The following is a 26,054-nucleotide window of genomic DNA, read 5'->3' on the forward strand; positions in this document are numbered from 1 at the left end:
GTAGAAAAAATTAAATAAAAAAAGCAGCTTTTTAGCTGCTTTTTTTTTATTCCGCAGAGGGATCGATAAGTATTAAAGATGTCTGTCTCTTATTTACGTATCGAAAGCCTTCTTTTCCCCAGAATCCTGCCTCTTCCAGCATAATTCTTATATCCTTATCCCATTCTGGAATGTTCACTTCCGTATTTAATTCAATTGCGTAGGCCGTGTCCTCATAAAGTGGGTAGTCCCCAGTCCCGGGAACTCCACCCTGTTGATCCCACATTCCAATGGTTGGTCCTGCAGAATGCCCGTAAAACCCAAGTGGATGGGTATAGATCGAAGGTTTTAAACCTTCAGCTTTTGCCTTTTCCAGACTCGCAGCCAGAATTTCATTTCCTGTTCTGCCAGTTTTAAAATTTTCAGTAAGAATATCCTGCAACCTGTTTCCTTTTGCCAGGGCTTTCTGTAAGAATTGTGGAGCTTCGGTTTCGGTATCCTGAAGAATATAAGCCATTTGCTGACAATCTGTATTTAAACCTAAATATGAAATTCCGAAGTCACAATGAAGCAGATCTCCTTTCAGAATAATATCGCTTCCATTTTCATTAGAGAATGCAGTGATATGATCTACAAGTTGCTCGTTACTCCTCTGAATATCCACGGTTGGATGAAACCAGGTTTCCAGTCCCAGATCGGTCACTTTTTGTCGTAACCACCAGACCACATCATCTGTAGTAGTTACTCCCGACTCTATCACTTGAGTGCTAAAGGCTTCTTGAATGACCTCATGCGTTAGTTCCACCAATGAACTAAATAGTAGCATCTCTTTAAGAGTTCGGGTTTCTACCCAACCTACGGCAAGATCTTCCGCAGAAATCAACCTCGAATGATATTCTTGCGGCAAACTTTTTAGAAGTTCCTCATAATCGGTTTTAACCAATCCGTCTGCAAGACCATAATTCTCAGAAATATTGATCCCGATTTTTTCTGGATTCCGAGAGCTAATGATATCTGCGAGTGCTTTCCATTGATTAGGCTGCTTCTCCTTGTCCCAGGCAGACTTGATAGCATCGCCAATATTATAACGGGCGACCGCAAGTTTTTCTATAGAATCTCCCCTTCTGGAAAACACCAGCATGGTTCGTCTTCTCGCATTTAGCCAGGTGGAAGGAAGCATGGTTTTCATCACAGGATCTTCATTATATTCTCTTGAAATAATCACCCACATATCAATTTCAGCTCGATCCATCAAGACTGGCAGAAGCCTATCAAATCGCTCAGCAAGTATCTCATCGCGAATAGATGCGCGATCTTTTTCTGAAAGTATTTGGGTTTGAGCACTAAAAGTGAGCATACAAAGTATAAAACCTAGTAAATAACGCATAAGTATAAGATGATGGGAATGGATTTATTTCAGCCGAATATAGTCTATCAATAAACTGAATTCTTCATTTTTTTTATTGCCAATAAGAAAGGTGATTTCCTGTATGATATCATGGTCCCAGTTGGGAATATCTAATTTTCTACCTCGAAACCCAGGATACATTTTTGCTAAATCAAGCTCAATTTCCTGCCATTCTCCATTGGTAGAGAATTCCTGTATATAGGAGTGACGATCATTCAATTTGTTCTTGAGTCGGAATTGATAATTCTTACCATCCCCTTTAAGCCTTATCATTGCTTTGCTGAACGTCTTTACTCCTTCTACATTCAATCGATGTCGAACTGAAGCAAAACCTCCATTGTTTTCAAGAGAAACATTACCGCTAAATCTGGCATGTCCAACTTCGGTAAGACTGATCTCTGCATTGGATCTACAGCCCATTACGCGATCTTCCAATACCACCCATTCACTGATTTTGGTATCGGAATTAAAATCGAAAATTAATTTTTCATTCACATTGAACAAGATTATAATGATAAGAGCAGTTCTAATCATGATTTAGGACACTTTGCTTTTCGCAGTATTTTCACGGTGAATCTTGCCGTTTGGAGTTTCTTCGAATTTAGCGATTAAATAGATCTTTCTTGGTTTCTCATATTTCCCAAGCGATTTCATATTCCCAACCATTTCCCTAAGCTCGGTTAGTCTTTCTTCGGAAAAATCATCTTCCACAAACATGACTACTTTTTCACCCAGAGCATCATCTGGCATAGAAGTGATGAAGAATCGATGATCGAGTTTCTTATTGATCTTACGTTCTATTTCTTCAGGAAATATCTTTATTCCTCCGGAATTGATCACATTATCATATCTCCCTTTCCAGATAAACTTTTTATAAGTAATGATTTCGACAACATCGTTCGTAACGATTTCCTCGTCCAGTACTTTTGGAGCTTTGATCACAAGACAATCGCGGTCATCTTTAGTAATACTTACATTTGGTAATAATTTGAAGGCTTTTGATACTTTCTTCTTCGTAGGATTTAAACGTTTTGCGGCTATATGACTACAGGTTTCCGTCATGCCGTAGGTTTCATAAATCCGTGTATCTATATCGGTCAGCATTTTTCGTAACCTTGGTGAAACTGCTCCTCCACCAATAATAAGTTTTTTTACCAGATGAAGCCTGCCTATGGAATTGTCAAGTTGGAAAGGGGTCATCGCTGAAAAATCGTAAACCTTAAATAGTTGATCGAAAGGATTTGATGATGGTGAAACCGAATCCAGGTCCCAACCTAAAAACATTGCTCTTACCAGCATCATTTTTCCTGCTATATAATCTACAGGAAGACATAATAATGCTTTGGTATGGTTGGGAAGTTTAAAGAATTTTGAAGTCGCCAACGCTGAGTTGATCATGTGCTCCTTGGTAAGCCTGATCTTTTTGGGTTTCCCGGTAGACCCCGAAGTATGTACTTCAATATAATCTGTCGGTTTTAACCAGTCCAGCAGGAAATTACCAATTTGCTGTTCAAACGGCTCACCTTCCTTGATATAACTATAAGCGATATGCTTCAATTCGGCATTTGTGAAGTGCCGTTTGTTCAACCTAAAGTCAGGGTGAGTTTCAGGAATCTTGTAATTATTATTCATACTTCAAGCTAAGTTGGACATTCACCGATTACTTAAAGTTAAGAATTTGCAATTAAATTCCTGAATATCCTAAGTAATTGTTACATTTTCAGGTCTTTTCACTCTTCCGAAGAGTTTTTCAGACCAGTTATTCCATTTATATTTCCTGGCAAAGATGAAAAGGAAGATAGGGTAAATGATTAAAACGGGAATTAATACATCCCAGCCTGCAGAAGGTTCTGATACATCCTTTAAGATGGAATTGGTCTGGAAGGCAGTCCAGTCGGCAGTAACAAGTAAGGCTGTAATTAAATTATTCGCAGCATGAAATCCTAAAGCAAGCTCCATTCCCTCATCCATCAAGGTCATGATTCCAAGCATAAAACCAGTTCCAATATAATAGATCATAATTATATTACCCAGTTTGGTAACTTCAGGATTAAAATAATGTAAACCCCCAAAAATCACAGAAGTAAGCACCAAAGGTATCCACCTGTTTTTAGCAAGCACACCTATCCCCTGCATCAAATAACCTCTGAAGAAATATTCCTCAAAACTCGTTTGAATAGGAATCAGAAAAACTGATATCAATAGCAGGTATAAAAAAGGTTCCCATTGAAAATTAAAAACATAATTCTGCGGATTCGAATAATAATCCAGTACAGTAATTCCAATGTTGAATACGGCAACCAGGGCAAAGGCGAACCAGAATCTACTCCAGTCTACTTTTTGTCGACTGGTGGTCAGGGTTTTAATTGGCTGTTTATGAACATATTTGACCCAAAGCAAGAGCCCGGCAAGAAATACAAGAAATGACAGCAAATTCTCGAAAAGCACCCTGTTGGAACCTTTACTTTCAATTTGTTGTCGCATCATTTCATTCACATCCAGATCTAGCATTTCGACCGCTACATAGTTGAGAGACATTAGGCCAAAAAACAGAATTGGAATCACCAGATATCTCCAGAAAGAATGTTCGTATTTGAACGCCTGCGCTATAAACATAATTTTCTTAAAATTTAAAATCCCAGTTTACCTGAGGATCATATTGAATTTTACCATCCTGCACCAGCAACGGACTGGTAAAGTTATTTGTATACAAACCACCAGTTCCCAAACCTTGGGGAAGATCTGTATCCAGCGTGTAAGTCCACTGTGCAATTGCATTTAGCCCAACATTGCTTTCCAGTGCGCTGGTGATCCACCATTTCACCTGGTTAGATTCACAGATATCGATCCATTCCTGGGTACCTTTCATTCCACCGATCAAACTTGGTTTGTATATGGCATATTGTGGTTGTATAGTTTGTATCAGTTTTGCCTTTTCTGTTACATCTGTGACTCCTATCAATTCCTCATCCAGGGCAATTGGAATTGGTGTGTTGGCGCATAAACGCGTCATTTCTGAAATTTGGCCCTGTTTTATAGGCTGTTCAATGCTGTGAAGATCGAATTTAGAAAGCTGCTCTAATTTTTTCAATGCTTCGGCTGGATGAAATGCTCCGTTGGCATCGACTCTCAGCTCCATAGTTTCTGCGGAAAAATTCTTCCGGATAGATTTCAGTAATCCAATTTCAGTTTCAAAATCTATCGCGCCTATTTTCAGCTTTATACAGCGAAATCCCTGCTCAATCTTTTCTGAAATTTGTTTTTTCATGAACTCCCTGTCCCCCATCCAAATGAGTCCGTTTATTGCAATATGATCATTTCCCTGAGTAAATTCCGAAGGAAATAATTCAAAAGGAGTGCTTGATTCGAGGCTACGAAACGCCATTTCAACTCCGAACTGGATACTGGGGAATTCGCGTAATTCTTCCCACAGCATTTCCTTTCCCAGGTTGATATTTTCACATACCCAATGTAGCTTATCCTCGTAATCTGGACGATCATCATAACTTAATGATCTTAGAATTCCACATTCACCTATACCATAGCGTCCATTATCCTCGATCTTCAGAAACCACGTTTCTTTTTCAGTAAGAACGCCCCGGGAAGTTCCACTGGGGCGTTTGAATTCTAAAAGGTATCGTTTGTAAGAAGCTTTCATAACTATACTTCAACAGATTCACCAATATCGAGCAGTAAAAGATCTTTACCCTTGGCGGCAAATTTCTTTTTAGCATCATCATGATCGATTTCAATAAAACCGAAGGTATCATAGTGACATCCAAGGATACGATTACATTCGATGAAATCACTGGCGAGGATGGCATCTTCTACACCCATGGTAAAGTTATCGCCAATTGGAAGCACGGCGAGGTCAATTTTAGTTCTCATGGGTATCAATTTCATGTCGAGCGTTAGAGCTGTGTCACCGGCGATATAAATATTCCCGCTATCAGTTTCGATCACAAAACCGCCGGGTTGTCCTCCATACTTGCCATCTGGAAATGAACTGGTATGCAAAGCATTCACGTATTTCACCTTTCCAAAGTCAAAATCCCAGCTACCTCCGTGATTCATTGGATGTACCTCAAAGCCTTTATCTCCATAATGATTGGCGATCTCGTAATTACTAACGATCTTGGCGCCCGTATTTTTAGCGATTGCTTCAGCATCCAGCACATGATCTTCATGTGCATGGGTAAGCAAAATATAATCAGCTTTTAATTTTTTAATGTCTACTTTATCCTTGGATAGATCGTTCCCGGTAATAAAAGGATCTACCAGAATGTTCTTATCTCCAATTTCCAAAGCGAGGGTATTCTGCCCGTAAAATGTAATTTTCATAAAAAAAGTTTTTCGGTTTTTATAAAATTAAGGATTCGGCTAAATTCTTATAATTAGCTGGCTATATAGTTTTGTTAAACTTAAACCTTAGAGCACAAGTCCTATCGCAAATAGAATTGAGATTCCAAATGTGGAAAGCGCCACTATCTTTAACTCGGGATCCAGATCTTTAGGGTTCTCATTTTTACCTACGCGTATTAAATGAAAAATGAGTGGAATAAAACCTACCAGATACATATAATCATCCAGTTCCCTGGATACCATTGCTGAATATATCATCATAAAGAACAAAGCTCCAATAATTAACAGGTAATGGTAATTCTTCGCCTTTCGCTCTCCCAATTTCACCACCAGCGTATTTTTACCAGCTTTCGCATCTGAAATTCTATCCCGAAGATTATTAAGGTTGAGAACCGCGACACTTAAAAAACCAATGGCTACTGCCAGTAAGAAGCTTACAAAGTTGTGATCATGAGTATATAAGAAGTAACTACCATAGACGGCAACGAGTCCAAAAAATATAAAAACGAATATATCCCCTCTACCGCGATAACCATAGGCAGAATTCCCAACCGTGTATTTGATCGCAGCGACGATAGCACCTATTCCCAATATCAAAAACACCAGCGCAGCGATCCAATTTTCGTCTTCGAAAGAAGCATAGATCAGTAATACAGCTAGTATAAAAGTTGCAACCGCGGTAATAACCATCGCACGAAGCATTTCCTTCTGAGTAATGATCCCACTTTGTAAGGCACGCATGGGTCCTATTCGATCTTCATTATCGGTTCCTTTGACCCCGTCACCGTAGTCATTTGCAAAGTTTGATAAAATTTGTAATCCAAGTGTAGTTCCTAGAGCAAGACTAAAAATTGCGAGGTTGAATTGTCCTTGTTGCGCAGCGATACTACTTCCTACAATTATCCCTGAAATAGATAATGGAAGTGTTCTCAGCCTTGCCGCACCAACCCAGGTTGAAAATTTGCTCATTTAATTCATGATTTTTACAAGAAGTTCTTTTAGAAGATCTCCCTGTGAAACGTTTGCAGCGCCTACCCCTTTGCTTTTCACATCAGTTTCATGCAGATCACTAATCACCTTACTTACTTTTTTCATTGGAAAATTTCTCGCTGCAGTGATATAATCACCCACGAAGTAAGGACTTATTTTTAATTGCTTTGAAACCGCTCCCTTGGATTTGTCATTAAGACCATGGTATTGCAGGATCTGGGAAAAATAGGAAAACAACAGACTAATGGTCACTACCAGTGGATTGTCTTTAGGATTCTGAGCAAAATAATTGATTATTCTATGCGCCTTCAAAGTATCTCTTTCTCCAATCGCTTTACGCAATTCGAAATTGTTGAAATCTTTGCTAATCCCGATATTTTCTTCAATGATCTCCGGACTAATAAGCGTTTCCTTCTTGCAAATAAGCTGAAGCTTTTGAAGTTCATTATCGATCTTCCCAAGATCTGTTCCCAGGAATTCAACCAGCATTTGAGAAGCCTTTGGAGAAATTGAATATCCCCGACTTTTCATTGTCTTCATGATCCAATCTCCCACCTGGTTCTCATAAAGTCGTTTGCTTTCGAAAATAAGACCATTTTTCGCAATGGTTTTATGCAGCTTCCGGCGCTTATCGATCTTTTTATATTTATAACACATCACCAGTACCGTGGTAGGCTGAGGATTTTCAGCGTAATCTGCCAGTTTCTCGATAGTCCGGGAAAGATCCTGAGCTTCTTTTACGATAATTACCTGCCTTTCGGCCATCATGGGATACCGCTTTGCATTGCTCACGATCTCCTCGATATTCGTATCTCTTCCGTAGAGGGTCATTTGATTAAAACCCTTTTCTTCTTCGGAAAGAAGATTGTCTGCGATATAATTCGAAATTCCGTCTATATAAAAGGTTTCCTCACCCATCAGGAAATAGATAGGTTTAATATCACCTTGTTTAATCTCGTTTACAATTTTTCTGGCTTCGTCCATAGAGGAGTTTACGGCGATTTAGAATTGATGGAAAACTGAAGGTGATATTTTATCACTGAATAATCTTCATTACTTTTGAAAAATGCAGAAGCTGAATTTCCCATCCTACTCATTTCGGTTCAAAAATAATCAAAATAAAGTAGCTGTATTTGACGATCTACGGAAAAAGTTTATCATCCTTACGCCTGAAGAATGGGTACGTCAACATACCGTTAAGTTTCTGGAAAAAGAAAAAAATTACCCGGTAAGTCTTATCAATGTTGAAAAGCAATTAAAGATCGCCGGTCTTACGAAAAGGTATGATGTGGTTGTCTTCGAGCCAAAAGGTAATATCCATATTATCGTGGAATGTAAAGCACCTAAAATTAAGATCACCCAGGACACCTTCGACCAGATCGCCAGGTATAACCTTAGCTTAAAAGCAAATTATTTGATGGTAACTAACGGGATTGAACATTACTTTTGCCAGATGGATTATGAAAAGGAAACCTATATATTTCTAACCGAATTACCGGAATATCAACGAGCATGAATATAGCTGTAGTTATCCTGAACTGGAACGGGGAAGATCTGTTGAAAAAATTCCTGCCTTCGGTTATTACAAATTCTAAAGAAGCAAAGATCTATGTAGCTGATAATAATTCTACAGATGAATCTGTAGCGGTTTTAAAGATCAGCTTCCCAGAGGTCCATATTATCCAGAATAAATCGAACAATGGTTATGCCGGCGGATACAACGAGGCTTTAAAGGCGGTTTCCGAAGAAATTATCATTCTACTGAATAGTGATGTAGAGGTTACCAGGAACTGGCTGGTTCCAATACTGGAAATCTTTCAAAAAGAAGCAGATGTAGCGGCAATTCAGCCAAAAATACTAGATTACAAAAAAAAGGATCATTTTGAGTACGCCGGTGCAGCCGGTGGTTATCTAGACCAATTTGGATATCCTTTCTGCCGGGGAAGGATTTTTCAGAAAATGGAGGAAGATATAGGACAGTATGATGATAACCATGAGATCTTCTGGGCTTCAGGTGCCTGCTTTGCCATTAGGAATTCAGTTTACCAGGAAGCTGGCGGACTTGATGAAGACTTCTTCGCTCACCAGGAAGAAATAGATCTTTGCTGGAGAATTCAGAATATGGGATATCGCATAAAATATACAGCAGATTCTGTCGTTTACCACGTAGGTGGAGCGACCTTATCAAGTATGGATCCCAAAAAAACCTATTATAATTTTAGAAATGGTCTTTTTTTATTGCTGAAAAACCTTAGATCGACAGATTTACTCCCAATATTATTCGGAAGAATGATCCTTGACGGAGTTGCTGCTCTGAAGTTTTTAAGCGAAGGAAAAGTGGATCATTTTACGGCAATTTTAAAAGCTCATGGCAGCTTCTATTCATCATTTAACAAGATTAGAAAAAAGCGTCCCGATCATTTTAAAATTGAGCGATATTATGAATTGCGTTCTATTGTGTATCAACATTTTATCCTTAAAAAGGCCCGCTATTGTGAACTCAAAAAATAATATAAAAAGGAAATGTTAAAATAGCTTTCCACCTTGCTATTTTTTTGATATTTTTGGCCTCTAAACAATTTAAAATTTAAGAAACTAGTTATGAAAAAAATCATGCTAATGTCGGCTACTGCGGCCCTTTTGCTATCTTCATGTGTTTCACAGAAAAAATACAATGAACTTGAAACAAAACAACGTGAAACTCAGGATCAATTAAATACTGCTACAGTAAAATTGAACTCCTGTCTTGATGAAAAAGAGCGTCTAAATAGCCAGGTTGCAAATTTAAATAATACCAATGCTGCGTTATTGAACAACGTAGGGAACTTAGCAACTCTTTCTAAGAAAGAAGCTGAGAACATGGAACGTTCTTTGGAAAGTATCAAAGAAAAAGACCTTGCAATTCGTTCTATGCAAGATGCCATGAACAAGAAAGATTCTGTAACTCTTGCTCTTGTAACCAGTCTTAAAGGAGCTCTTGGCAACCTTAATGATGAGGATATCGAGATTAATGTTGAGAAAGGTGTTGTTTACGTATCTATTTCAGACAAATTACTTTTCGATAGCGGTCGTTACAACGTAACATCTCGTGCGAAAGAAGTTCTTGGTAAAGTAGCTACTGTTGTAAACAACAAGCCAAATATCGAATTTATGGTTGAAGGTCATACAGATGACAAAGCAATCAGCACTTCTATGTTCGAAGATAACTGGGATCTAAGTGTGAAACGTGCAACTTCTGTAGTACGTGTTCTTCAGGATGAGTTTGGTGTTGAGCCAGCTCGTATGACTGCTGCAGGTAGATCTTACTATGTACCACTTGCAAGCAATGAAACTGCTGAAGGTCGTGCTAAGAACCGTAGAACAAGAATTGTTGTTCTTCCTAAACTTGATCAATTCTATAGTATGATCGAAGATGGAATGGAGAAAGCTAGTTCTCAGTCTAACTAATTAGAAACCTTTCTATATATCAAAGCCTCTGCATTGCAGGGGCTTTTTTATTTATCAGTTTTAACATCTGATCTTCAGGAATTTATATTATTTTAGTAGTATTCCCTACTCTCTAAATCACTAATGATGAAAGCACTCAAAATTAGTAGCGGAATACTTCTTCTAGGTCTCTCCCTGTTCCAGGTATCCTGCTCCTCGGAAACTATTGAAACTAAGACCGAATCAACAGAAAACATTTATACTTCAGCTGAGTTTGAAATTAGAGAAATTGATCTCAACTCTTATAAAATGCTTACCGAGATTGAATATCCTCCGGCTAAAAATCGATCCTGCGAAATCACGTCGTTTCAAAGTCTACTTCGGAAGAATTTCGAGAAACTGATTGAAGATCCATACTTTGATGTGGAACCGGTTTTCTATTTAAGAGACCTTCATACCAAATATGTTACTCATTATATTGGTCCGAATTATTATGGTAGTGATGGACAATACGATCATCTAGCATATAAACGCATACGAGAACTTCAGAAATTCTGGCAGCTTGACCGGCAGATCTATTTAAATGGACAGCATACCGCAACCCTGGAAGATCCACAGCAATTAGCTGATATGATCGAAAGTTTTGATCGTAGCGTTCGCAATGCTACAGAAGCTAGAATTAAAGCTTTACATATTATTGAAACTTATGAGAAAAGCACGCAGATCCCCGAAAATACCTTCTTTGCCCTCGATGCATTTACCAGATCAAATGGTCTTCTGGTCATAAGTGATGGTATTTTAGAGTTACTGGAAGAATCAGGGATTCCCGGAGAAATAGCCTTTAGCGGACTCCTCGCTCACGAATGGTGGCACCAGGCTCAATTTGAGTATAATCAACAATGGAAGAGTGACTATATCAATTTAGAGAATCCTGAGCTTTTAAGAGAACTAGAGGCAGATTTTGCAGCAGCTTATTTTCTGGGTCACAAAAGAGGTGCAACTTATAATTGGAAGCGCATCGAATCATTTTTCGACATGAGCTATAGTTCCGGAGATTGTTTTACTGAAAGTCCAGGTCATCACGGAACACCTGCTCAAAGATTGAAAGCTGCCCAAAGCGGTTTCGAACTGGCGTACTCTGAGAAAAAGAAAGGAAAACCAGGAAAGCCATTTGAAATACATACGGCGTTTCTGGAATCCATGTAATAAAGAAGCCCTCGCTAGAGGGCTTCATTCATTTAGTTAATTATAGGTTACTTCTTAAGAAAATCTACGAGTAACCTGTTAAACTCTGCAGTGTGAGTAAGAACAAGACCGTGTGGAGCATCCATCACCTCATGGTATTCGCTATTTGATATCATTTCAGCACTCTTTTTTCCAGCTATTTTAATAGGTACGACTTGATCTGCGGTACCATGAACAACCAGCGTAGGAATATCGAATTTCTTTAGATCTTCTCTAAAATCTGTTTTTCCGAACGAGTCGACACATTCCAAAGTGGCATTCGGTGATGCCTGAGATCCTATAGACCAATAGTAGTGCGCCATATCTTCACTTATTCTATCTGCATTGTCTTCGAAGTTGAGAAATTGGTCTCCAAATTCTGATAAAAATCCGGGACGGTCCTTTCTAAGATTCTTTTTAAAACCTTCAAATGTCTCTGCATCCAAACCATCAGGATTATCGTCAGTCTTCAGCATAAATGGTGGCACTGCTGATATTAAGGCCGCTTTGCTTAATTTAGAAGTTCCGTAGTTTGCGATATAGCGGGCTACTTCTCCTCCACCCATAGAAAAACCAACGATCGTAGCATCCTTAAGGTCTAATTTATTGATAAGATCATTCAAATCCTTTGCCAGCGAATCATAATCATATCCAGTCCATGGCATATCGCTTGCTCCAAAACCTCTGCGATCGTAGGCAATACATCTAAATCCTGCCTCAACGATAGATTCTATCTGGTATTCCCACATTCTATGACTTAATGGCCAACCATGAATTAAAATTACCGGTTTACCTTCACCATAGTCTTCATAATATAAATTAATAGGTTGCCCCTTAACTTTAGTTGTAGTCTCTAATGTACTCATAACTTATTTTTTCTTTTAAGTTACTATCCCATAATGAGTTTGAAAAAACCTGATAAGGCTTTAATAGCGAATTAACTAGAAAGAGTGGGAAATCTTAAAATTTTACATGATTTCAAGGGAACCTTTTCCTTCACGGATTACTTCGGGCTCTGGCGTTGTAAGATCGATTACAGTTGAAGCAACATTATCGCCATAACCACCATCGATTACCAGATCCACCAGGTTATCCCATTTCTCACGAATTAATTCTGGATCTGTACTGTATTCCAGTACCTCATCTTCATCCCTAATCGAGGTTGAAATAATTGGGTTACCAAGTGCCTTGACTATCGCCTGACAAATGGAATTATCCGGAACCCTGATCCCTACTGTTTTTTTCTTTTTGAAGACACTTGGAAGATTATTTCCGCCCGGTAATATAAAAGTATATGGGCCTGGTAAACATCTTTTAAGAATCTTGAAGGTAGTTGTATCGATTTGTTTTACATAATCAGAAAGATTGCTAAGATCTTCGCAAACAAAGGAAAAATTAGCTTTTTCCAATTTTACGTTCTTGATCCTGGCAATCTTTTCTAATGCACTGTTATTGGTGATATCGCATCCCAACCCATAAATGGTATCTGTTGGATATATGATAAGGCCTCCTTTTTTGAGGACTTCTACTACCTTGTTTATATGTTTTGGTGCAGGATTTTCATCGTAAATTCTTAGAAGTTCAGCCATATTAGTATGTTTTTGATCTTCTTAAAATTAAGATATTCCGCGCAAATCTAAGGTCTTAGTCTGCCTTTTTAACTTCGCTTTCAAGTTTTAAAACATTGCTACCATCTTCCTGTTCGATGTACAATGCTTTGTTGCCTTCTTCTCCATCGCGGGTCACTTCATTACCATCGATTGTTCGGGTTACTTTCTTGGTAAATGTACTTTGCACTTTTCCTTCCGAAGTTCCATTTCCCCAATCCCATTTTACTTTACTTCCTTCTTTAATCATAACTTTTTTTTCAAGATAGTTCATAGATCAAATTTCCGAAGAAATTTAAATAAATCGCTAACAGTGTTTTACAAGAAGATTAACTTATTCCGAAGAGGCATAAAAAAAGAGACCTAAAAGCAGGTCTCTATAAAAACGTTGTTTTTTATTTGGTTTCTGGAGTTGTAAAAATGTAGGGATTTATACGACTCTGAGCTAATATATGTATTTTCTACAGTAATTCTAGAAATTTTTAGGAAAGAATTTTCAGCTTCGCAAAACGTAAGAGTAAATTCTTTATACCGCCCTGTTCAAATTCGATTTCAGCTTTTCGATCCTGGCCAACACCCTCAAGTTTAAGAACTTTACCTTTTCCAAAACGCATATGCTCTACTTCATCCCCCGCGGAAAGATTCAAAGTGTTCATAGCTTTCTCCGGCTCTTTTGCAGCTGGTCTTAATTTTCGAAGTTTACGCAGTTGTTCTTCTGAAGGTTTATGTGCAGGAGGTGGTGTTCCTGTTCTGGGTTTGGATTGTCTTAATTTGCTCTTATCCACATCATCTCCAAAGATATCTGTGTCTATTAAGGGCTTGTACTTATAATCATCCTGTGGCACCAGAGTTTCAAGGTATTGCTCATCGATTTCCTCAATAAATCTACTAGGCTCGGCATCTACAAGTTTACCCCAGCGATATCTGGAAAGTGTATAGGTAAGATAGGCCTGCTTCTCGGCTCTGGTTATAGCTACATAAAACAATCGGCGTTCTTCTTCAAGTTCGCTTCTTGTATTCATACTCATCCCCGATGGAAAAAGATCTTCTTCCATTCCTACGATATATACATAAGGAAATTCAAGACCTTTGGCCAGGTGAATGGTCATTAGTGCAACTCGATCATCATCCCCGGTATCATTATCCAGATCTGTAGCAAGTGCCACATCTTCAAGAAATTCTGATAAAGATCCAGTGGCGTCTGCTATCTCTCGCTGGCCTTCCACAAAATCCCTGATACCATTAAGCAGTTCTTCTATATTTTCAATTCTGGCAATTCCTTCAGGTGTACCATCTTTTTTAAGTTCCTGAACCAGCCCGGTCTTTTTAGTCACCATTTCAGCGATCTGGAAGGCGTCCATAGTTTCATTGGAAATGGCAAAACTCTGAATCATATTTACAAAATTCTCCAGTTTGGTCTGCGTTCCACGATTGATCTTAAGTTCAAGTTTGTCCAGATTCTGAATAACTTCAAAAATAGACCTGTTATGCTGATTGGCGGTTACAGAAAGCCTGTCCATCGTGGTCTGTCCAATTCCTCGCGCTGGATAGTTGATCACTCTTTTCAGAGCCTCTTCATCCTTATTATTCAGTATAAGTCTTAAATAAGAAAGAACATCCTTGATCTCTTTTCGCTGGTAGAATGAAAGTCCGCCATAAATTCTATAAGGAATATCCCTCTTCCGCAGCGCGTCTTCCATCGCCCTACTCTGCGCATTCGTTCTATAAAGGATGGCGAAATCACCATTATTAAGCTGTTGTTGCATTTTGTTCTCAAAGATAGAACTGGCAACATAGCGCCCCTCTTCCCCATCTGTAAGTAACCTGTTCACAACGATCTTTGGCCCGTCATCATTCGCGGTCCATACGATCTTATCCAGCTTGGTCTTATTCTTATCAATAATTGAGTTGGCTGCGTGAACAATGTTTCGGGTAGACCTGTAATTCTGCTCAAGCCTGTACATCTGTACATTATCATAATCCTTCTGAAAATTCAGAATGTTATTAATATTGGCACCACGAAAAGCATAGATACTCTGGGCATCATCTCCTACCACACATATATTCTGAAATTTATCTGAAAGTGCTCTTACGATCAAATACTGAGAATGATTGGTATCCTGATACTCATCCACCAGGATATATTTAAATCTACTCTGGTACTTGTGAAGTACATCCGGAAACCTGTTCAGTAATTCATTCGTTTTTAGAAGCAGATCATCAAAGTCCATCGCACCCGCCTTGAAACAGCGATCTACATATTGCTGGTAGATCTCTCCCAATCTTGGCTTTTTGGACATCGCATCGGCTTCCTGTAATTCCTGATTCTGGAAATAGGCCTTTACCGTAATAAGACTATTCTTATAAGAAGAAATCCGGTTGTAGACCTGTTTGTATTTGTACACATCCTTGTCCAGACGCATATCTTTTATGATCGCTCTTATCACCGAATGAGAATCCTGAGTATCGTAAATGGTGAAATTTGAAGGGTAACCAAGTTTATCGGCTTCGAACCTCAGCATTTTAGCGAAAACGGAGTGAAAAGTTCCCATCCAGAGATTCTTCGCTTCGCTACTTCCAACGATCTTGGCAATACGCTGTTTCATCTCCCGTGCTGCCTTGTTGGTAAAGGTTAGCGAAAGAATATTGAACGCATCCACTCCCTGATTCATCAGGTAAGCAATCCTGTAGGTTAACACCCTTGTTTTGCCAGATCCCGCACCGGCAATAACGATCATTGGTCCGTCTTTCTGCAGCACCGGGGCCCTTTGTGCATCATTTAATTCAGCTAAGTAAGCTTCCAAATCTTCTCCATTTTATTAATGCTGAAAGGTAACTAAAATGCTCAAAAAACTAAACCCGTATCCAACCGATTTTTAAACATTAAGGAAGTCTTCTGAAGCATTGCACGATATTTTAATATCTTTAAAAATTCAACATTATTCCATCTTACTTCCATGAAGAAATTGATTTTGCTATTTACTATTCTTTGGGTCAATCTATCTTTTGCTCAAAAATTTGAATCTGGAAATGTTATTCCTGAATATGGCAAAACCATCATTGTTCCTCATGCCGAAATTGAAGTAGGTACAAATCTGGTATACAAAGTGGTATTTGATATCGACAGGAATTTTGATCCTGCTGAAGTCAATAAACTGGTAGAAACAGCCGCCCGTTTTTTAAATATGCATGAAAAAGCTGGAGTAGATCCTGAAAATATGCATCTCGCTTTGGTCTTTCATGGTTCAGCAACCAAAGATGTTTTCGATGATGCTTCGTATTCTGAGGCGTATCCTGATACTGAAGAAAATCCGAATACACAGCTGTTTACAGCACTGGCAAATGCCGGAACAGAACTTATCGTTTGCGGGCAGAGAGCAGCACATTATAGTGTAGATCCTGAAAATGTTCATAAAGATATAAAGTATGCTCTTTCAGCAATGACAGCACTTGTGCAACTTCAGGCAGATGGTTATCATTTGATAAAATTCTAAACTTTCTAATATGAAACATATAATTACTTTAAGCATTTTTCTGGCAACACTTGGACTTCAGGCGCAGCAGAATGTTCCAGAAGATGATTTTCAGAATATAGAAGATAAGGTGATCGATTGGCGAAGAGATCTTCACGAAAATCCGGAATTATCCAATCGTGAATTCGAAACCGCTAAAAAGATAGCAGCACACCTGAAGTCACTTGGTATCGAAACTACTACTGAAATTGCAAAGACCGGGGTTGTGGGAATTTTAAAAGGTGACAAGCCTGGCAAAACCCTGGCTCTTAGAGCAGATATCGATGCGCTACCGGTGAAAGAAAAAAATGATCTGGAATTTAAGTCAACCAAAACCACTGAATTCTTAGGCTCTCAAACCGGAGTGATGCATGCTTGCGGACATGATACTCACACCGCAATTCTTATGGGTGTTGCTGAAATTCTTTCAACGCATAAGGACAAGATCAATGGAACCGTTAAATTTATTTTTCAACCTGCTGAAGAGGGACCGCCACCGGGTGAGGAAGGTGGAGCTGCCCTAATGATCAAAGAAGGTGTTCTTGAAAATCCTGATGTAGATGCCATCTTTGGATTGCATATTAACGCTGCTACTCCAGTGGGAACTATCAAATACAAACCTGAAGGCACCATGGCTGCAGTGGAAAGATTCGTAATAAATGTCCAGGGTAAACAAGCACATGGCTCAGCGCCATGGAGTGGTGTGGATCCAATATTAATCTCTGCCAAGATCATTGATGGTCTGCAAACTATCATCAGTAGAAACGCAGATTTAACGGAGTCGGCTTCTGTAATTACGGTTGGAAAGATCACCAGTGGTGTGCGATTTAATATCATTCCTGAAACTGCCGAACTTATTGGTACCGTTAGAACATTAGATCCAGAAAATAAAAAAGTGATCCTATCCAGAATGCGCGAACTTGTGCCGACAATTGCCCAGGCATACGGTGGTTCTGCTACGATCGATATTCAGAATAATACCGCGATCACTTTTAATGATGTAGCCCTGACCCAACAGATGCTTCCCACTCTTGAAAATGTTGCAGGAAAAGAGAACGTAAATTTAATGAAGGCAACCACCGGTGGAGAAGATTTTTCCTTTTTTCAGGAGAAAGTTCCAGGATTCTATTTCTTTTTAGGTGGAAGGCCCGAAAATGCTGAACCTACAAGACACCATACTCCCGACTTTTATATTGATGAAAGCGGACTTTTACTTGGTGTCAAAACAATGACACAATTAACTCTTGATTTTTTAAGCAATTCCTAATGGATCAAATTTTAAGCTTCTTAATTTCTATCCCATGGTGGGGATGGATACTACTCATATTAGTAATCATCGCTATTAACGATGTTCTCTTTAATCGGAAGCATACCATTAAACACAATTTCCCGGTGGTTGGGCATCTTCGCTACTTCCTGGAAAGCATTGGACCTGAAATTAGACAATATCTGGTAGCCAATAACAGGGAAGAATTGCCTTTCAACAGGCGAGAAAGAAGCTGGATATATGCTTCAGCAAAAAATGAAAATAATTATGAGGGCTTCGGTACAGATCAGGACATGTATTCTTCGCACTATATTTTTGTCAAAAATTCCATTCTCCCTTATAAATTACCTGCAGGACATCCAAACCAGAAAAACTCGGGATTGATCCCTTGCGCAAAGGCAATGGGAACCTACAATAATCGGAAACGACCATTTAGACCGGCTTCAGTAATTAACGTGTCGGCAATGAGTTATGGTTCACTTTCAGCTAAAGCTATAGAGTCTTTGAATGAAGGCTGTAAACTCTCCGGAGCTTATCATAATACTGGTGAAGGCGGATTGTCTCCTTACCACAAAAAAGGTGCAGATGTTGTTTTCCAGATAGGAACCGGATATTTTGGAACCAGAGATGAACAGGGGAATTTCGACATGTCCAAACTAGTCAAACTAGTACAGGAAAACCCACAAGTAAGAGCGATCGAACTTAAATTATCCCAGGGAGCGAAACCTGGAAAAGGAGGTGTTCTTCCAGCGAAAAAGATTTCAAAAGAGATTTCAGAAATACGGGGAGTTCCAATGGGAAAGGATGTTCTTTCACCGGCTTACCATTCAGCTTTCGGCAACCTTGAAGATATGATTACTTTTCTTGAGGAAATTGCAGCGGCTACAGGTCTTCCGGTAGGAATTAAAGCTGCCATTGGAAATCTTGATGACTGGCATACACTTGCAGGGATCATGAAATCTAAAAATCACGGACCCGATTTTATTACTATAGACGGGGGTGAAGGCGGTACCGGTGCTGCGCCTCCAAGTTTCGCAGATCATGTTTCGGTCCCTTGGATCTACGGTTTTAGTGATGTTTACAAGATCTTTCAGGAATATGAGCTTACTGAAAGGGTCGTTTTTGTAGCGGCTGGTAAACTTGGATTCCCCGCAAAAGCTGCGATGGCATTTGCTTTGGGTGCAGATTGTATCAACGTTGGTCGGGAAGCGATGATGAGTATTGGTTGTATACAGGCTCAAAGCTGCCATACCAATACCTGCCCTACCGGAATTGCAACTCAGAATAAATGGTTGCAAAAAGGTATTGATATTGCAGATAAATCGATGCGTACTAATTTCTACTTTGTAAAATTCAGAAAAGAGCTGCTTCAAATTACGCATGCCTGTGGTCATGAACATCCCGCACAGTTCACCACCAACGATATCGAGATCAACTTAAGTGATAAGAATCTTGCAAATACATTAGAATCTACTTTTGGATATACTAAGGATAAAGTAAATTTCCAGTCTGTAACAGAATTAGTGACGTGTCCACACTTAGGTGGTAACCTTGATTTAAAATCGCTACAAATAACTGAAGACGCTATACATTAATACTTATGAACGAATCTGATGTTTTTCAATTGATCTTTGGAATACTTCCGGCAGTAATTGTTGGTTTGGTAAGTTTTTACTTTTTTCACACCTATTCCAGTAATGAGGAAAATCGTAGAAGGTTTTTATTGCTTAGAGAGAAACAAAAAACTTCATTACCCATTAGATTACAGGCATACGAACGACTGACCTTATTCCTGGAGAGAATATCTCCCGGTAAACTACTATTTCGGGTTGAGCCTGTTGCTGAAGATGTTTCAGCTTATACAAGTTTATTAATAGCTAATATTGAACAGGAATTCGAGCATAATCTAGCGCAGCAAATCTATGTTAGCAATGAATGCTGGGACTATATAAGAACTTCGAAAAATGCTATGATCAGCATGATCAGAAATGCTTCAGGTAAAGAAATTGTATCGAATCCGGATGATTTAAGAAAAGTTATTCTTGAGGCAATGATGGAAAAACAATCACCTACCGAAGCTGCATTAGGGTTCATCAAACAGGAAGTTAGAAACCTAGCTTAAACCAGGAAGATTTAGCAGCTTTACGCTCCATTTCTTTCTTTTCGGCATACTCAAAACCCTGCTGCCACCAGTCGGTCATATCTTTTTTGTTAAAAACAAGAGAATTTTCGGTAAGCTTAGTCGGGGTATAGTAGATATTCAGCTTAACCTTTTTATTCATGGCTGCCAGTTTCCCCTCCACAATATCATGGTACTCGACCTGATCCAATAAGAAACCGAAGAGGTTGACCATTAATGAAAAAGGATTCTTACCTAGAACCTTATTGTATTCCATATTTTCGGCTTCCAGAATGATCGCATCCACTTCTGTAGCACCGCGTTTAATAGCCTCCCTGATAGGAACCACACATCCCAGACCACCGTCTGCATATTCAAAACCATCTTTGGTCGCGAGACTCATAAAAGGTATATAATTACAACTTATCCAGATCCAGTCACAAAAGTCGTCATACTCGAAATCGTGGATAGATTTATATTCCACCCTGTTTTTGGATAGATTGGATACAGTTACGACCACGTCCTTAATGTTGGATTTAAGCTCGTTAAAATCCTGCTGAGAAAAATTCTTTCGAATGCTTCTACGTAAAGCTTTGCTTTCCCCAAAGGTGCGGCGCTGTCTTATAAATTGCCAGATCGTATTGAGGTAATTGATCGTCACATATTCCCGACCATCTTTTTTCTTCACTACAAAAGGGTTGACGCTAAAGATCGTTCTTTGGGTGACATTGGTATAGACATCGTAAACCTTCTGGATGTTTCCTGCAGCGAGGTGAGGAATAAGCAAACTGCCGGTACTGGTACCTAAAAAAAGATCATACCTTCTTTTTTGTTCCTGAATTAGATGTTGGGCCACGCCGCCGGCAAAGGCGCCTTTACTTCCTCCTCCAGATATAACCAGTGCTCGCATTAAGGTTCAATTTCGTTAATTTCTTCGTTTCTGTACTTGGCAAACTCATAACCACTCTCCCACCATTCCAGCATTTTATCCTTATCAAAAATAAGAGAATTCGTTGTTAGAACGCTTGGAGTATAGTAAAAATTGATAATACAATCTTTATTCGCTGCTGAAAATTTTCCGATTCTGATGTTCTGAGTTTCGATCCTGTCCAGCATAAATGCAAAAAGATTGGTGATGAGCGAAAATACATTCTTTGAAGGCATCCTGTTGAAATAAGTTACTTCAGTTTGTAGGATGATCGCATCCACTTCTGTGGCACCCCGCTTAATCGCTTCCTCAATAGGCACCATACTTCCCAAACCACCATCAGCATATTCACATCCATTTTTGGTGACCAGGCTCATGAATGGCGTGTAATTGCAGGAAATCCAGATCCAGTCTATAAATGCATCGTAATCGTAGTCCTTGATACTCTTATATTCCACTTCGTTTAGAGAGAGATTGGAAACAGTAACCACAACTTCCTTATGGCTATCCTTCAGTTGTTTAAACTCTTCTTTCGTAAAGGTCTTCTGAAGCAGGGTTTTGAGATTTAAACTATCGCCGAAGGTTTTACTTCCTTTTAGAAAATTCAGAATAACGTTAAAATGGTTAATGCTGATTGTTTCCTGCCCGTGCTTCTTTTTAATAAGGAACGGTCTGCTACTAAAGATGCTGGATTGATTAACGCTCGTAAAAGCTTTTTTAACTTTCTCTGCCTTATGCAGAGCCATATGGGAAAGAAGCAAACTTCCTGTAGAGGTTCCTATAAAAAGATCATAATCGCGCCCCAGATCTTCAGTAAGATACTGCGCAACTCCGCCGGCAAAAGCTCCCTTGCTTCCTCCTCCTGAAATTACGAGTGCTCTCATCCTAACTTGAAATTTTAGAGTTTAAATATCTGCTATGCTTCTCCTCTAAGTCTGCAGAAACATTTATCAATTTCTCTCGATATTCCTCATTTGCGATCAATTCATCAAGCAACTGTCTTGCAAAATCCCGAAACCGGTAAGCATGATGATCTGTTGCCATCAACAGGCTCTCCAAACTAGCTTCATTAAAAGCTCCTAGCTGGTATAAATATCCAAAGGCATTTTCCCTTACTTCAAATGGATTTGATGGATTTGTGTAACCTGATAATTCCTCAAAGTATTCAGAAGTTTTTTCCGGCTCGAATTCGGCAGTTACCAGGCTTAAGGTTAGCCAGAGCATACGTACGTTTTTATTATAGAATCCGTCGATATTCCTGGTTTTCTCTAGATAATCTACTTTTTTCTGCGGAAATCTTTCCCATAATTTGAACAATGCTTTTTCGATGGTGAGATAAGATTCATCATCTAATAAACTTTCAAAACTGGATTGTAATTGCTGCGGAATTATTTGCATACTGGTAGCGATCGCCTGTCTCACATATAGATTGTTAGACTCAAATGCCTTTTTATATAAACTCCTGCTTAAATCTGAATTTTCGCCGACCAGTTGATATACTACCTCCTGACCTAAATAATCATTTACAGGGAAGTCCAGGGTTTTATCCAGATATTCATGTTTCGTTTCTAGCGGAGTTTCCCGCAGTGCAGCAAGCTCAAGGTAAGATTTGATAAATTCTGATTCTCTTAAAGCGTTCAGCGATTGGTTGGCTTTAAAAGCTGACTGTTCTAACCAGTCAGTTTTATACTGACTAAGGTCCATTCCCGAAGCAAGTTCCATTTCCGCAAGAAAATCATCGGTTTCCACATTCTTAAAAGCATAAGTTTCGAGATAACTTTTTATGCCCTTTCTAAAAGCTTCCTCACCAACTTTTTCACTTAGAATATGTAAAGCCCAGGCTCCTTTTTGATAATAAGTACTGGAACTTCCGGTTGAAGACAATAATTTCTGTCCTTTTCCTGAATCGCTTAATTCCTTTAAAACCTCTGCCGACTGGTATAATTTCCAGTAAAAATAATCCTCTCCAAAGATCTCTTTTTCAGCTAATAATGCATAGTAAGTGGCAAATCCTTCGTGCAACCAGTGATGTTTCCCGCTTTTCTCGGTAACAAGATTTCCAAACCATTGATGAGCTAGCTCATGTGCATTTACATTAACATAATTTTGATCATGGTAACCAATGGAATCCACCATAAGAGATTCAGAAAAAATAGTAGTTCCTGTATTCTCCATACCAGCATACAGAAAATCTCTTACGGGAATCTGCTTATAATTAGTCCAAGGATACGCTATACCAATTTCCTGTTCAAAGAAATCCATGATCTCCGCAGAATGCCTGTAAGTTGGCTCCAGCAGTAAAGAATCCTGCCGGAGATAATAATTCTGGATCTCAATTCCTGAAGTTGATGTTTTGGTTTTAGAATGGTATTTACCTGCTGCAAAACCAACCAGATAAGAACTCATAGGTTCTTCCATATTGAATTTCCACTGTCTAACGGAATCGTTTATAATTTCACTGCTAATATTTTCGCCATTGGCTATGAGTTCGTAAGAAACGGGAAATTCAAAATTAAGGTCAAATTCTGCTTTCTCATTCATATCATCGATACTTGGCAACCAGCTGGAAGTGTACTTCCCCTGACCCTGCGTCCAAACCTGCCTTTCTTCTTCGGCAATATCAGGATCATTCCAATTGATGAAATAGACAGCTTTTTTTGGAGTTACCTCATAGTTAAGGGATAAGGAAATACTATCATTCACCTTGAAGTCATGAAGAATATAGATTCCTTCTGTATCTACTGAAAAATCAATGCTTTTACCATCCAGCTGTACATTTTCAAAATGCATATTGTTGCCGTTTATGAACAAGCTGTCATCAGGATAAAGTACCTCTATCTTATAGAGTACGTTTCCTTCGATCTTTTTTCGAGATGGATCAATTTTAAGGTGAGCATCCACTTTCTGAAAATCAAATCGTTCTACCTGGTTATCACGAATCTTCTGAGCATGTATAAGGGACATGTTCAGAATTAAAAAAAGTGCTGTTAAATATCGCATTCAGAATTAAAATATCTCATGCAAATTACAAAAAATTGAAGCTGTTATAAGATATTCCTGAAGATTAAAACGAGTTTCTACACCGCCGCCCATGTAAATCAAACGTATTTAATATCTTCGTTTTTATGATCCAGAACCTGCTGCAAACCCCTATTGAGTATCTTAAAGGTGTTGGTCCTAACCGGGCCGACCTTTTTAAGAAGGAACTCAACATCAGCACCTATCGAGACCTCATCAATTTTTTTCCTAATCGATATATAGACAAAACAGGTTTCTATAAGGTCGCACAATTGCAGCAAAACTCTTCGGAAGTACAAATTGTTGGCAAGATCGTCCATCTAAAGATGGTTGAACAGAAGAAAGGCAAACGGCTGGTAGCCGATTTTGTTGATGACACCGGAAGAATGGAGCTGGTCTGGTTTAGAGGCCATAAGTGGATAAGGGAAAACATCAAATTGAATACGCCTTATGTCATCTTCGGAAAAACGAATTTTTACAGTGGGATGTTCAGTATGCCACATCCGGAACTTGAACTGGTATCAGATTATAAAAGAAATCTAAGGGTAGCGATGCAACCGGTATATCCTTCTACTGAATTACTTCAGAAGAAAGGAGTTACTAATAGAGTGATCATGAAATTGATGCAGGAAGTGCTGCAACAAACCGGGATGAAATTTTCTGAAAGTCTGAATCCGGAATTGCTGGAAGAACTAAAACTTCTGGGAAAGGCGGCATCACTATTCAATATTCATTTTCCGAAGAACCAGGAATTGTTGGCAAAAGCGCAGTTCCGACTCAAATTCGAGGAGCTTTTTTATGTGCAACTGCAATTACTACGCAGAAACCTTATGCACAAACAAAAGATCAAGGGTTTCAATTTTGACAAAGTAGGTCATATTTTCAACGACTTTTACAGCAATCATTTACCGTTCGAACTTACCAATGCTCAAAAACGTGTGGTCAAGGAAATACGAGGTGATATGGGAAGTGGCGCCCAGATGAACAGGCTCTTACAGGGAGATGTAGGTTCCGGAAAGACCATTGTTGCCTTAATGTCCATGCTCCTTGCGCTCGATAATAATTTCCAGGCATGTTTGATGGCTCCTACAGAAATTCTCTCTATTCAGCATTATCAGGGTTTAGTAGAACTTTGTGTAGAACTAAAATTGAATATTCGATTGCTTACGGGATCAACTAAAACCAGGGAACGCCGGGAGATCCATGAACAACTGGAATCTGGGGAGATCCATATTCTCATTGGCACTCATGCCCTCCTTGAAGACAAAGTAAAATTTAAAAATCTTGGTCTTGCTGTGATCGATGAACAACATCGTTTTGGAGTGGCACAAAGAGCGAAGTTATGGAAGAAGAACCATATTCCACCTCATGTTCTGGTTATGACCGCAACTCCAATTCCGCGTACTCTGGCAATGAGTCTCTATGGAGATCTGGATATTTCGGTCATTGATGAACTACCTCCGGGTCGTAAACCTATTAAAACCGTTCATCGCTATGATAGCAATCGCTTAAAGGTTTTTGCTTTTATCCGAGATGAAATTCAGAAAGGCCGGCAGGTTTATATCGTATATCCGCTTATACAGGAATCTGAAAAAATGGATTACAAGGATCTTATGGATGGGTATGAAAGTATCGCCAGAGAATTTCCAGAGAACCAGATCTCTATTGTTCACGGCCAGATGAAACCTGCCGATAAGGATTTTGAAATGGATCGTTTTGTCAAGGGAGAAACAGCTATTATGGTTGCCACTACCGTGATCGAAGTAGGAGTAAATGTTCCTAACGCCAGTGTGATGATCATAGAAAGTGCTGAAAGATTTGGTCTTTCGCAGTTGCACCAGTTAAGAGGACGTGTGGGGCGTGGTGCTGAACAGAGTTTTTGCATCCTTATGACGGGTCATAAACTTTCCAACGACAGTAAAACGAGATTAGAAACAATGACTTCTACCAACGATGGTTTTGAGATCGCTGAAGTTGACCTGAAGCTAAGAGGTCCTGGAGATCTTATGGGAACTCAGCAAAGCGGGGTTCTTAATTTGAAGATCGCAGATATCGTGAAGGATAATGCAATTCTGCAATCGGCCAGATTTTATGCCAACAGGTTGCTCAAAGAAGATCCAAACCTGGAGAATGAAAAAAACAGCACTGTGAAAAACGCCTATTCACGGCTGGTCAAGAACAAAACGATCTGGAATTACATTAGCTAACCGAATC

24 protein-coding genes are annotated in these 26,054 nt (G+C 39.1%); 9 read left to right on the forward strand and 15 right to left on the reverse strand.

Translation table 11 applies throughout. The features are described 5' to 3' along the window. Positions 1-46: 46 nt before the first annotated feature. The 8 genes from QZ620_RS04330 to holA form a co-directional block, all read right to left on the reverse strand. On the reverse strand, positions 47-1,366 hold the full coding sequence (locus QZ620_RS04330) for a M24 family metallopeptidase (protein WP_295179442.1): 1,320 nt from the start codon (positions 1,364-1,366) through the stop codon (positions 47-49). A gap of 24 nt (positions 1,367-1,390) precedes the next feature. After that, positions 1,391-1,921, reverse strand: coding sequence for a CIA30 family protein (locus tag QZ620_RS04335; RefSeq protein WP_295179444.1), 531 nt, complete (start codon positions 1,919-1,921; stop codon positions 1,391-1,393). A gap of 3 nt (positions 1,922-1,924) precedes the next feature. After that, on the reverse strand, positions 1,925-3,019 hold the full coding sequence (locus tag QZ620_RS04340; protein ID WP_295179445.1) for an AMP-binding protein: 1,095 nt from the start codon (positions 3,017-3,019) through the stop codon (positions 1,925-1,927). Between the two features lie 69 nt (positions 3,020-3,088). Then, complete coding sequence (locus QZ620_RS04345) at positions 3,089-4,003, reverse strand: CPBP family intramembrane glutamic endopeptidase (RefSeq protein WP_295179447.1); 915 nt, start codon at positions 4,001-4,003, stop codon at positions 3,089-3,091. Between the two features lie 7 nt (positions 4,004-4,010). Further along, positions 4,011-5,045 carry an o-succinylbenzoate synthase gene (locus QZ620_RS04350; RefSeq protein WP_295179449.1) on the reverse strand — a complete coding sequence of 345 codons (1,035 nt, stop codon included), beginning with the start codon at positions 5,043-5,045 and terminating at the stop codon, positions 4,011-4,013. A 2-nt stretch (positions 5,046-5,047) separates the two neighbouring features. After that, positions 5,048-5,728 (reverse strand): metal-dependent hydrolase, encoded by a 681-nt coding sequence (locus tag QZ620_RS04355; protein WP_295179451.1) that lies wholly within the window; start codon positions 5,726-5,728, stop codon positions 5,048-5,050. A gap of 87 nt (positions 5,729-5,815) precedes the next feature. Then, the gene (menA, locus tag QZ620_RS04360) at positions 5,816-6,718 is read right to left on the reverse strand and encodes a 1,4-dihydroxy-2-naphthoate octaprenyltransferase (protein ID WP_295179452.1); all 903 of its coding nucleotides are present in this window, start codon (positions 6,716-6,718) and stop codon (positions 5,816-5,818) included. Continuing rightward, on the reverse strand, positions 6,719-7,723 hold the full coding sequence (holA, locus tag QZ620_RS04365; RefSeq protein ID WP_295179454.1) for a DNA polymerase III subunit delta: 1,005 nt from the start codon (positions 7,721-7,723) through the stop codon (positions 6,719-6,721). It lies immediately after the preceding gene. A gap of 82 nt (positions 7,724-7,805) precedes the next feature. Between holA and QZ620_RS04370 the strand changes: the two genes are divergently transcribed. The 4 genes from QZ620_RS04370 to QZ620_RS04385 all read left to right on the forward strand — a co-directional run bounded on the left by QZ620_RS04370 (position 7,806) and on the right by QZ620_RS04385 (position 11,371). Continuing rightward, positions 7,806-8,255, forward strand: coding sequence for a type I restriction enzyme HsdR N-terminal domain-containing protein (locus tag QZ620_RS04370; protein ID WP_141877141.1), 450 nt, complete (start codon positions 7,806-7,808; stop codon positions 8,253-8,255). Next, positions 8,252-9,250 (forward strand): glycosyltransferase family 2 protein, encoded by a 999-nt coding sequence (locus tag QZ620_RS04375; RefSeq protein ID WP_295179455.1) that lies wholly within the window; start codon positions 8,252-8,254, stop codon positions 9,248-9,250. Before QZ620_RS04370 ends, QZ620_RS04375 begins: the two co-directional genes overlap by 4 nt. A 90-nt stretch (positions 9,251-9,340) precedes the next feature. After that, positions 9,341-10,186 carry an OmpA family protein gene (locus QZ620_RS04380; RefSeq protein ID WP_141877139.1) on the forward strand — a complete coding sequence of 282 codons (846 nt, stop codon included), beginning with the start codon at positions 9,341-9,343 and terminating at the stop codon, positions 10,184-10,186. A gap of 126 nt (positions 10,187-10,312) precedes the next feature. Continuing rightward, positions 10,313-11,371: a hypothetical protein gene (locus tag QZ620_RS04385; protein WP_295179457.1), complete on the forward strand. Its 1,059-nt coding sequence runs from the start codon at positions 10,313-10,315 to the stop codon at positions 11,369-11,371. A gap of 47 nt (positions 11,372-11,418) precedes the next feature. On the opposite strand, the gene QZ620_RS04390 is transcribed toward QZ620_RS04385, so the two are convergent. The 4 genes from QZ620_RS04390 to QZ620_RS04405 form a co-directional block, all read right to left on the reverse strand. Next, positions 11,419-12,255, reverse strand: coding sequence for an alpha/beta hydrolase (locus tag QZ620_RS04390; protein WP_295179458.1), 837 nt, complete (start codon positions 12,253-12,255; stop codon positions 11,419-11,421). A gap of 102 nt (positions 12,256-12,357) precedes the next feature. Beyond that, positions 12,358-12,978 (reverse strand): L-threonylcarbamoyladenylate synthase, encoded by a 621-nt coding sequence (locus QZ620_RS04395; protein ID WP_295179459.1) that lies wholly within the window; start codon positions 12,976-12,978, stop codon positions 12,358-12,360. Positions 12,979-13,033: 55 nt separating this feature from the next. Then, a complete protein-coding gene (locus tag QZ620_RS04400; protein WP_295179460.1) occupies positions 13,034-13,246 on the reverse strand; it encodes a DUF2945 domain-containing protein in 213 nt (70 codons plus the stop codon). Positions 13,247-13,478: 232 nt separating this feature from the next. After that, positions 13,479-15,800, reverse strand: coding sequence for an ATP-dependent helicase (locus QZ620_RS04405; RefSeq protein ID WP_295179462.1), 2,322 nt, complete (start codon positions 15,798-15,800; stop codon positions 13,479-13,481). A 153-nt stretch (positions 15,801-15,953) separates the two neighbouring features. Here QZ620_RS04405 and QZ620_RS04410 point away from each other — a divergent pair, with 153 nt between their 5' ends. From QZ620_RS04410 to QZ620_RS04425, 4 genes are read left to right on the forward strand one after another with little or no spacing between them, the layout of a single operon-like run. Next, positions 15,954-16,490, forward strand: coding sequence for a DsrE family protein (locus QZ620_RS04410; protein WP_295179464.1), 537 nt, complete (start codon positions 15,954-15,956; stop codon positions 16,488-16,490). Between the two features lie 10 nt (positions 16,491-16,500). After that, positions 16,501-17,775: an amidohydrolase gene (locus QZ620_RS04415; RefSeq protein ID WP_295179466.1), complete on the forward strand. Its 1,275-nt coding sequence runs from the start codon at positions 16,501-16,503 to the stop codon at positions 17,773-17,775. Beyond that, positions 17,775-19,370 carry an FMN-binding glutamate synthase family protein gene (locus QZ620_RS04420; RefSeq protein WP_295179468.1) on the forward strand — a complete coding sequence of 532 codons (1,596 nt, stop codon included), beginning with the start codon at positions 17,775-17,777 and terminating at the stop codon, positions 19,368-19,370. Before QZ620_RS04415 ends, QZ620_RS04420 begins: the two co-directional genes overlap by 1 nt. Before the next feature lie 5 nt (positions 19,371-19,375). Next, positions 19,376-19,897, forward strand: a complete 522-nt coding sequence (locus tag QZ620_RS04425) for a hypothetical protein (protein ID WP_295179470.1) — start codon at positions 19,376-19,378, stop codon at positions 19,895-19,897. Here QZ620_RS04425 and QZ620_RS04430 read toward each other — a convergent pair. The 3 genes from QZ620_RS04430 to QZ620_RS04440 are packed head-to-tail and all read right to left on the reverse strand — an operon-like array spanning position 19,881 to position 23,786. Next, positions 19,881-20,804, reverse strand: coding sequence for a patatin-like phospholipase family protein (locus QZ620_RS04430; protein ID WP_295179472.1), 924 nt, complete (start codon positions 20,802-20,804; stop codon positions 19,881-19,883). The two genes, QZ620_RS04425 and QZ620_RS04430, sit on opposite strands and share 17 nt — an antisense overlap. Beyond that, positions 20,804-21,706, reverse strand: a complete 903-nt coding sequence (locus QZ620_RS04435) for a patatin-like phospholipase family protein (protein WP_295179474.1) — start codon at positions 21,704-21,706, stop codon at positions 20,804-20,806. Before QZ620_RS04435 ends, QZ620_RS04430 begins: the two co-directional genes overlap by 1 nt. 1 nt (position 21,707) lies before the next feature. Further along, entirely contained in the window at positions 21,708-23,786 is a 2,079-nt protein-coding gene (locus QZ620_RS04440; protein ID WP_295179476.1) for a M1 family metallopeptidase, read from the reverse strand. Between the two features lie 161 nt (positions 23,787-23,947). Between QZ620_RS04440 and recG the strand changes: the two genes are divergently transcribed. After that, positions 23,948-26,047, forward strand: a complete 2,100-nt coding sequence (gene recG / locus QZ620_RS04445; protein WP_295179478.1) for an ATP-dependent DNA helicase RecG — start codon at positions 23,948-23,950, stop codon at positions 26,045-26,047. Positions 26,048-26,054: the final 7 nt, after the last annotated feature.

The sequence above is a fragment of the uncultured Christiangramia sp. genome, assembly GCF_913046405.1.
Taxonomy (GTDB): domain Bacteria; phylum Bacteroidota; class Bacteroidia; order Flavobacteriales; family Flavobacteriaceae; genus Christiangramia; species Christiangramia marina.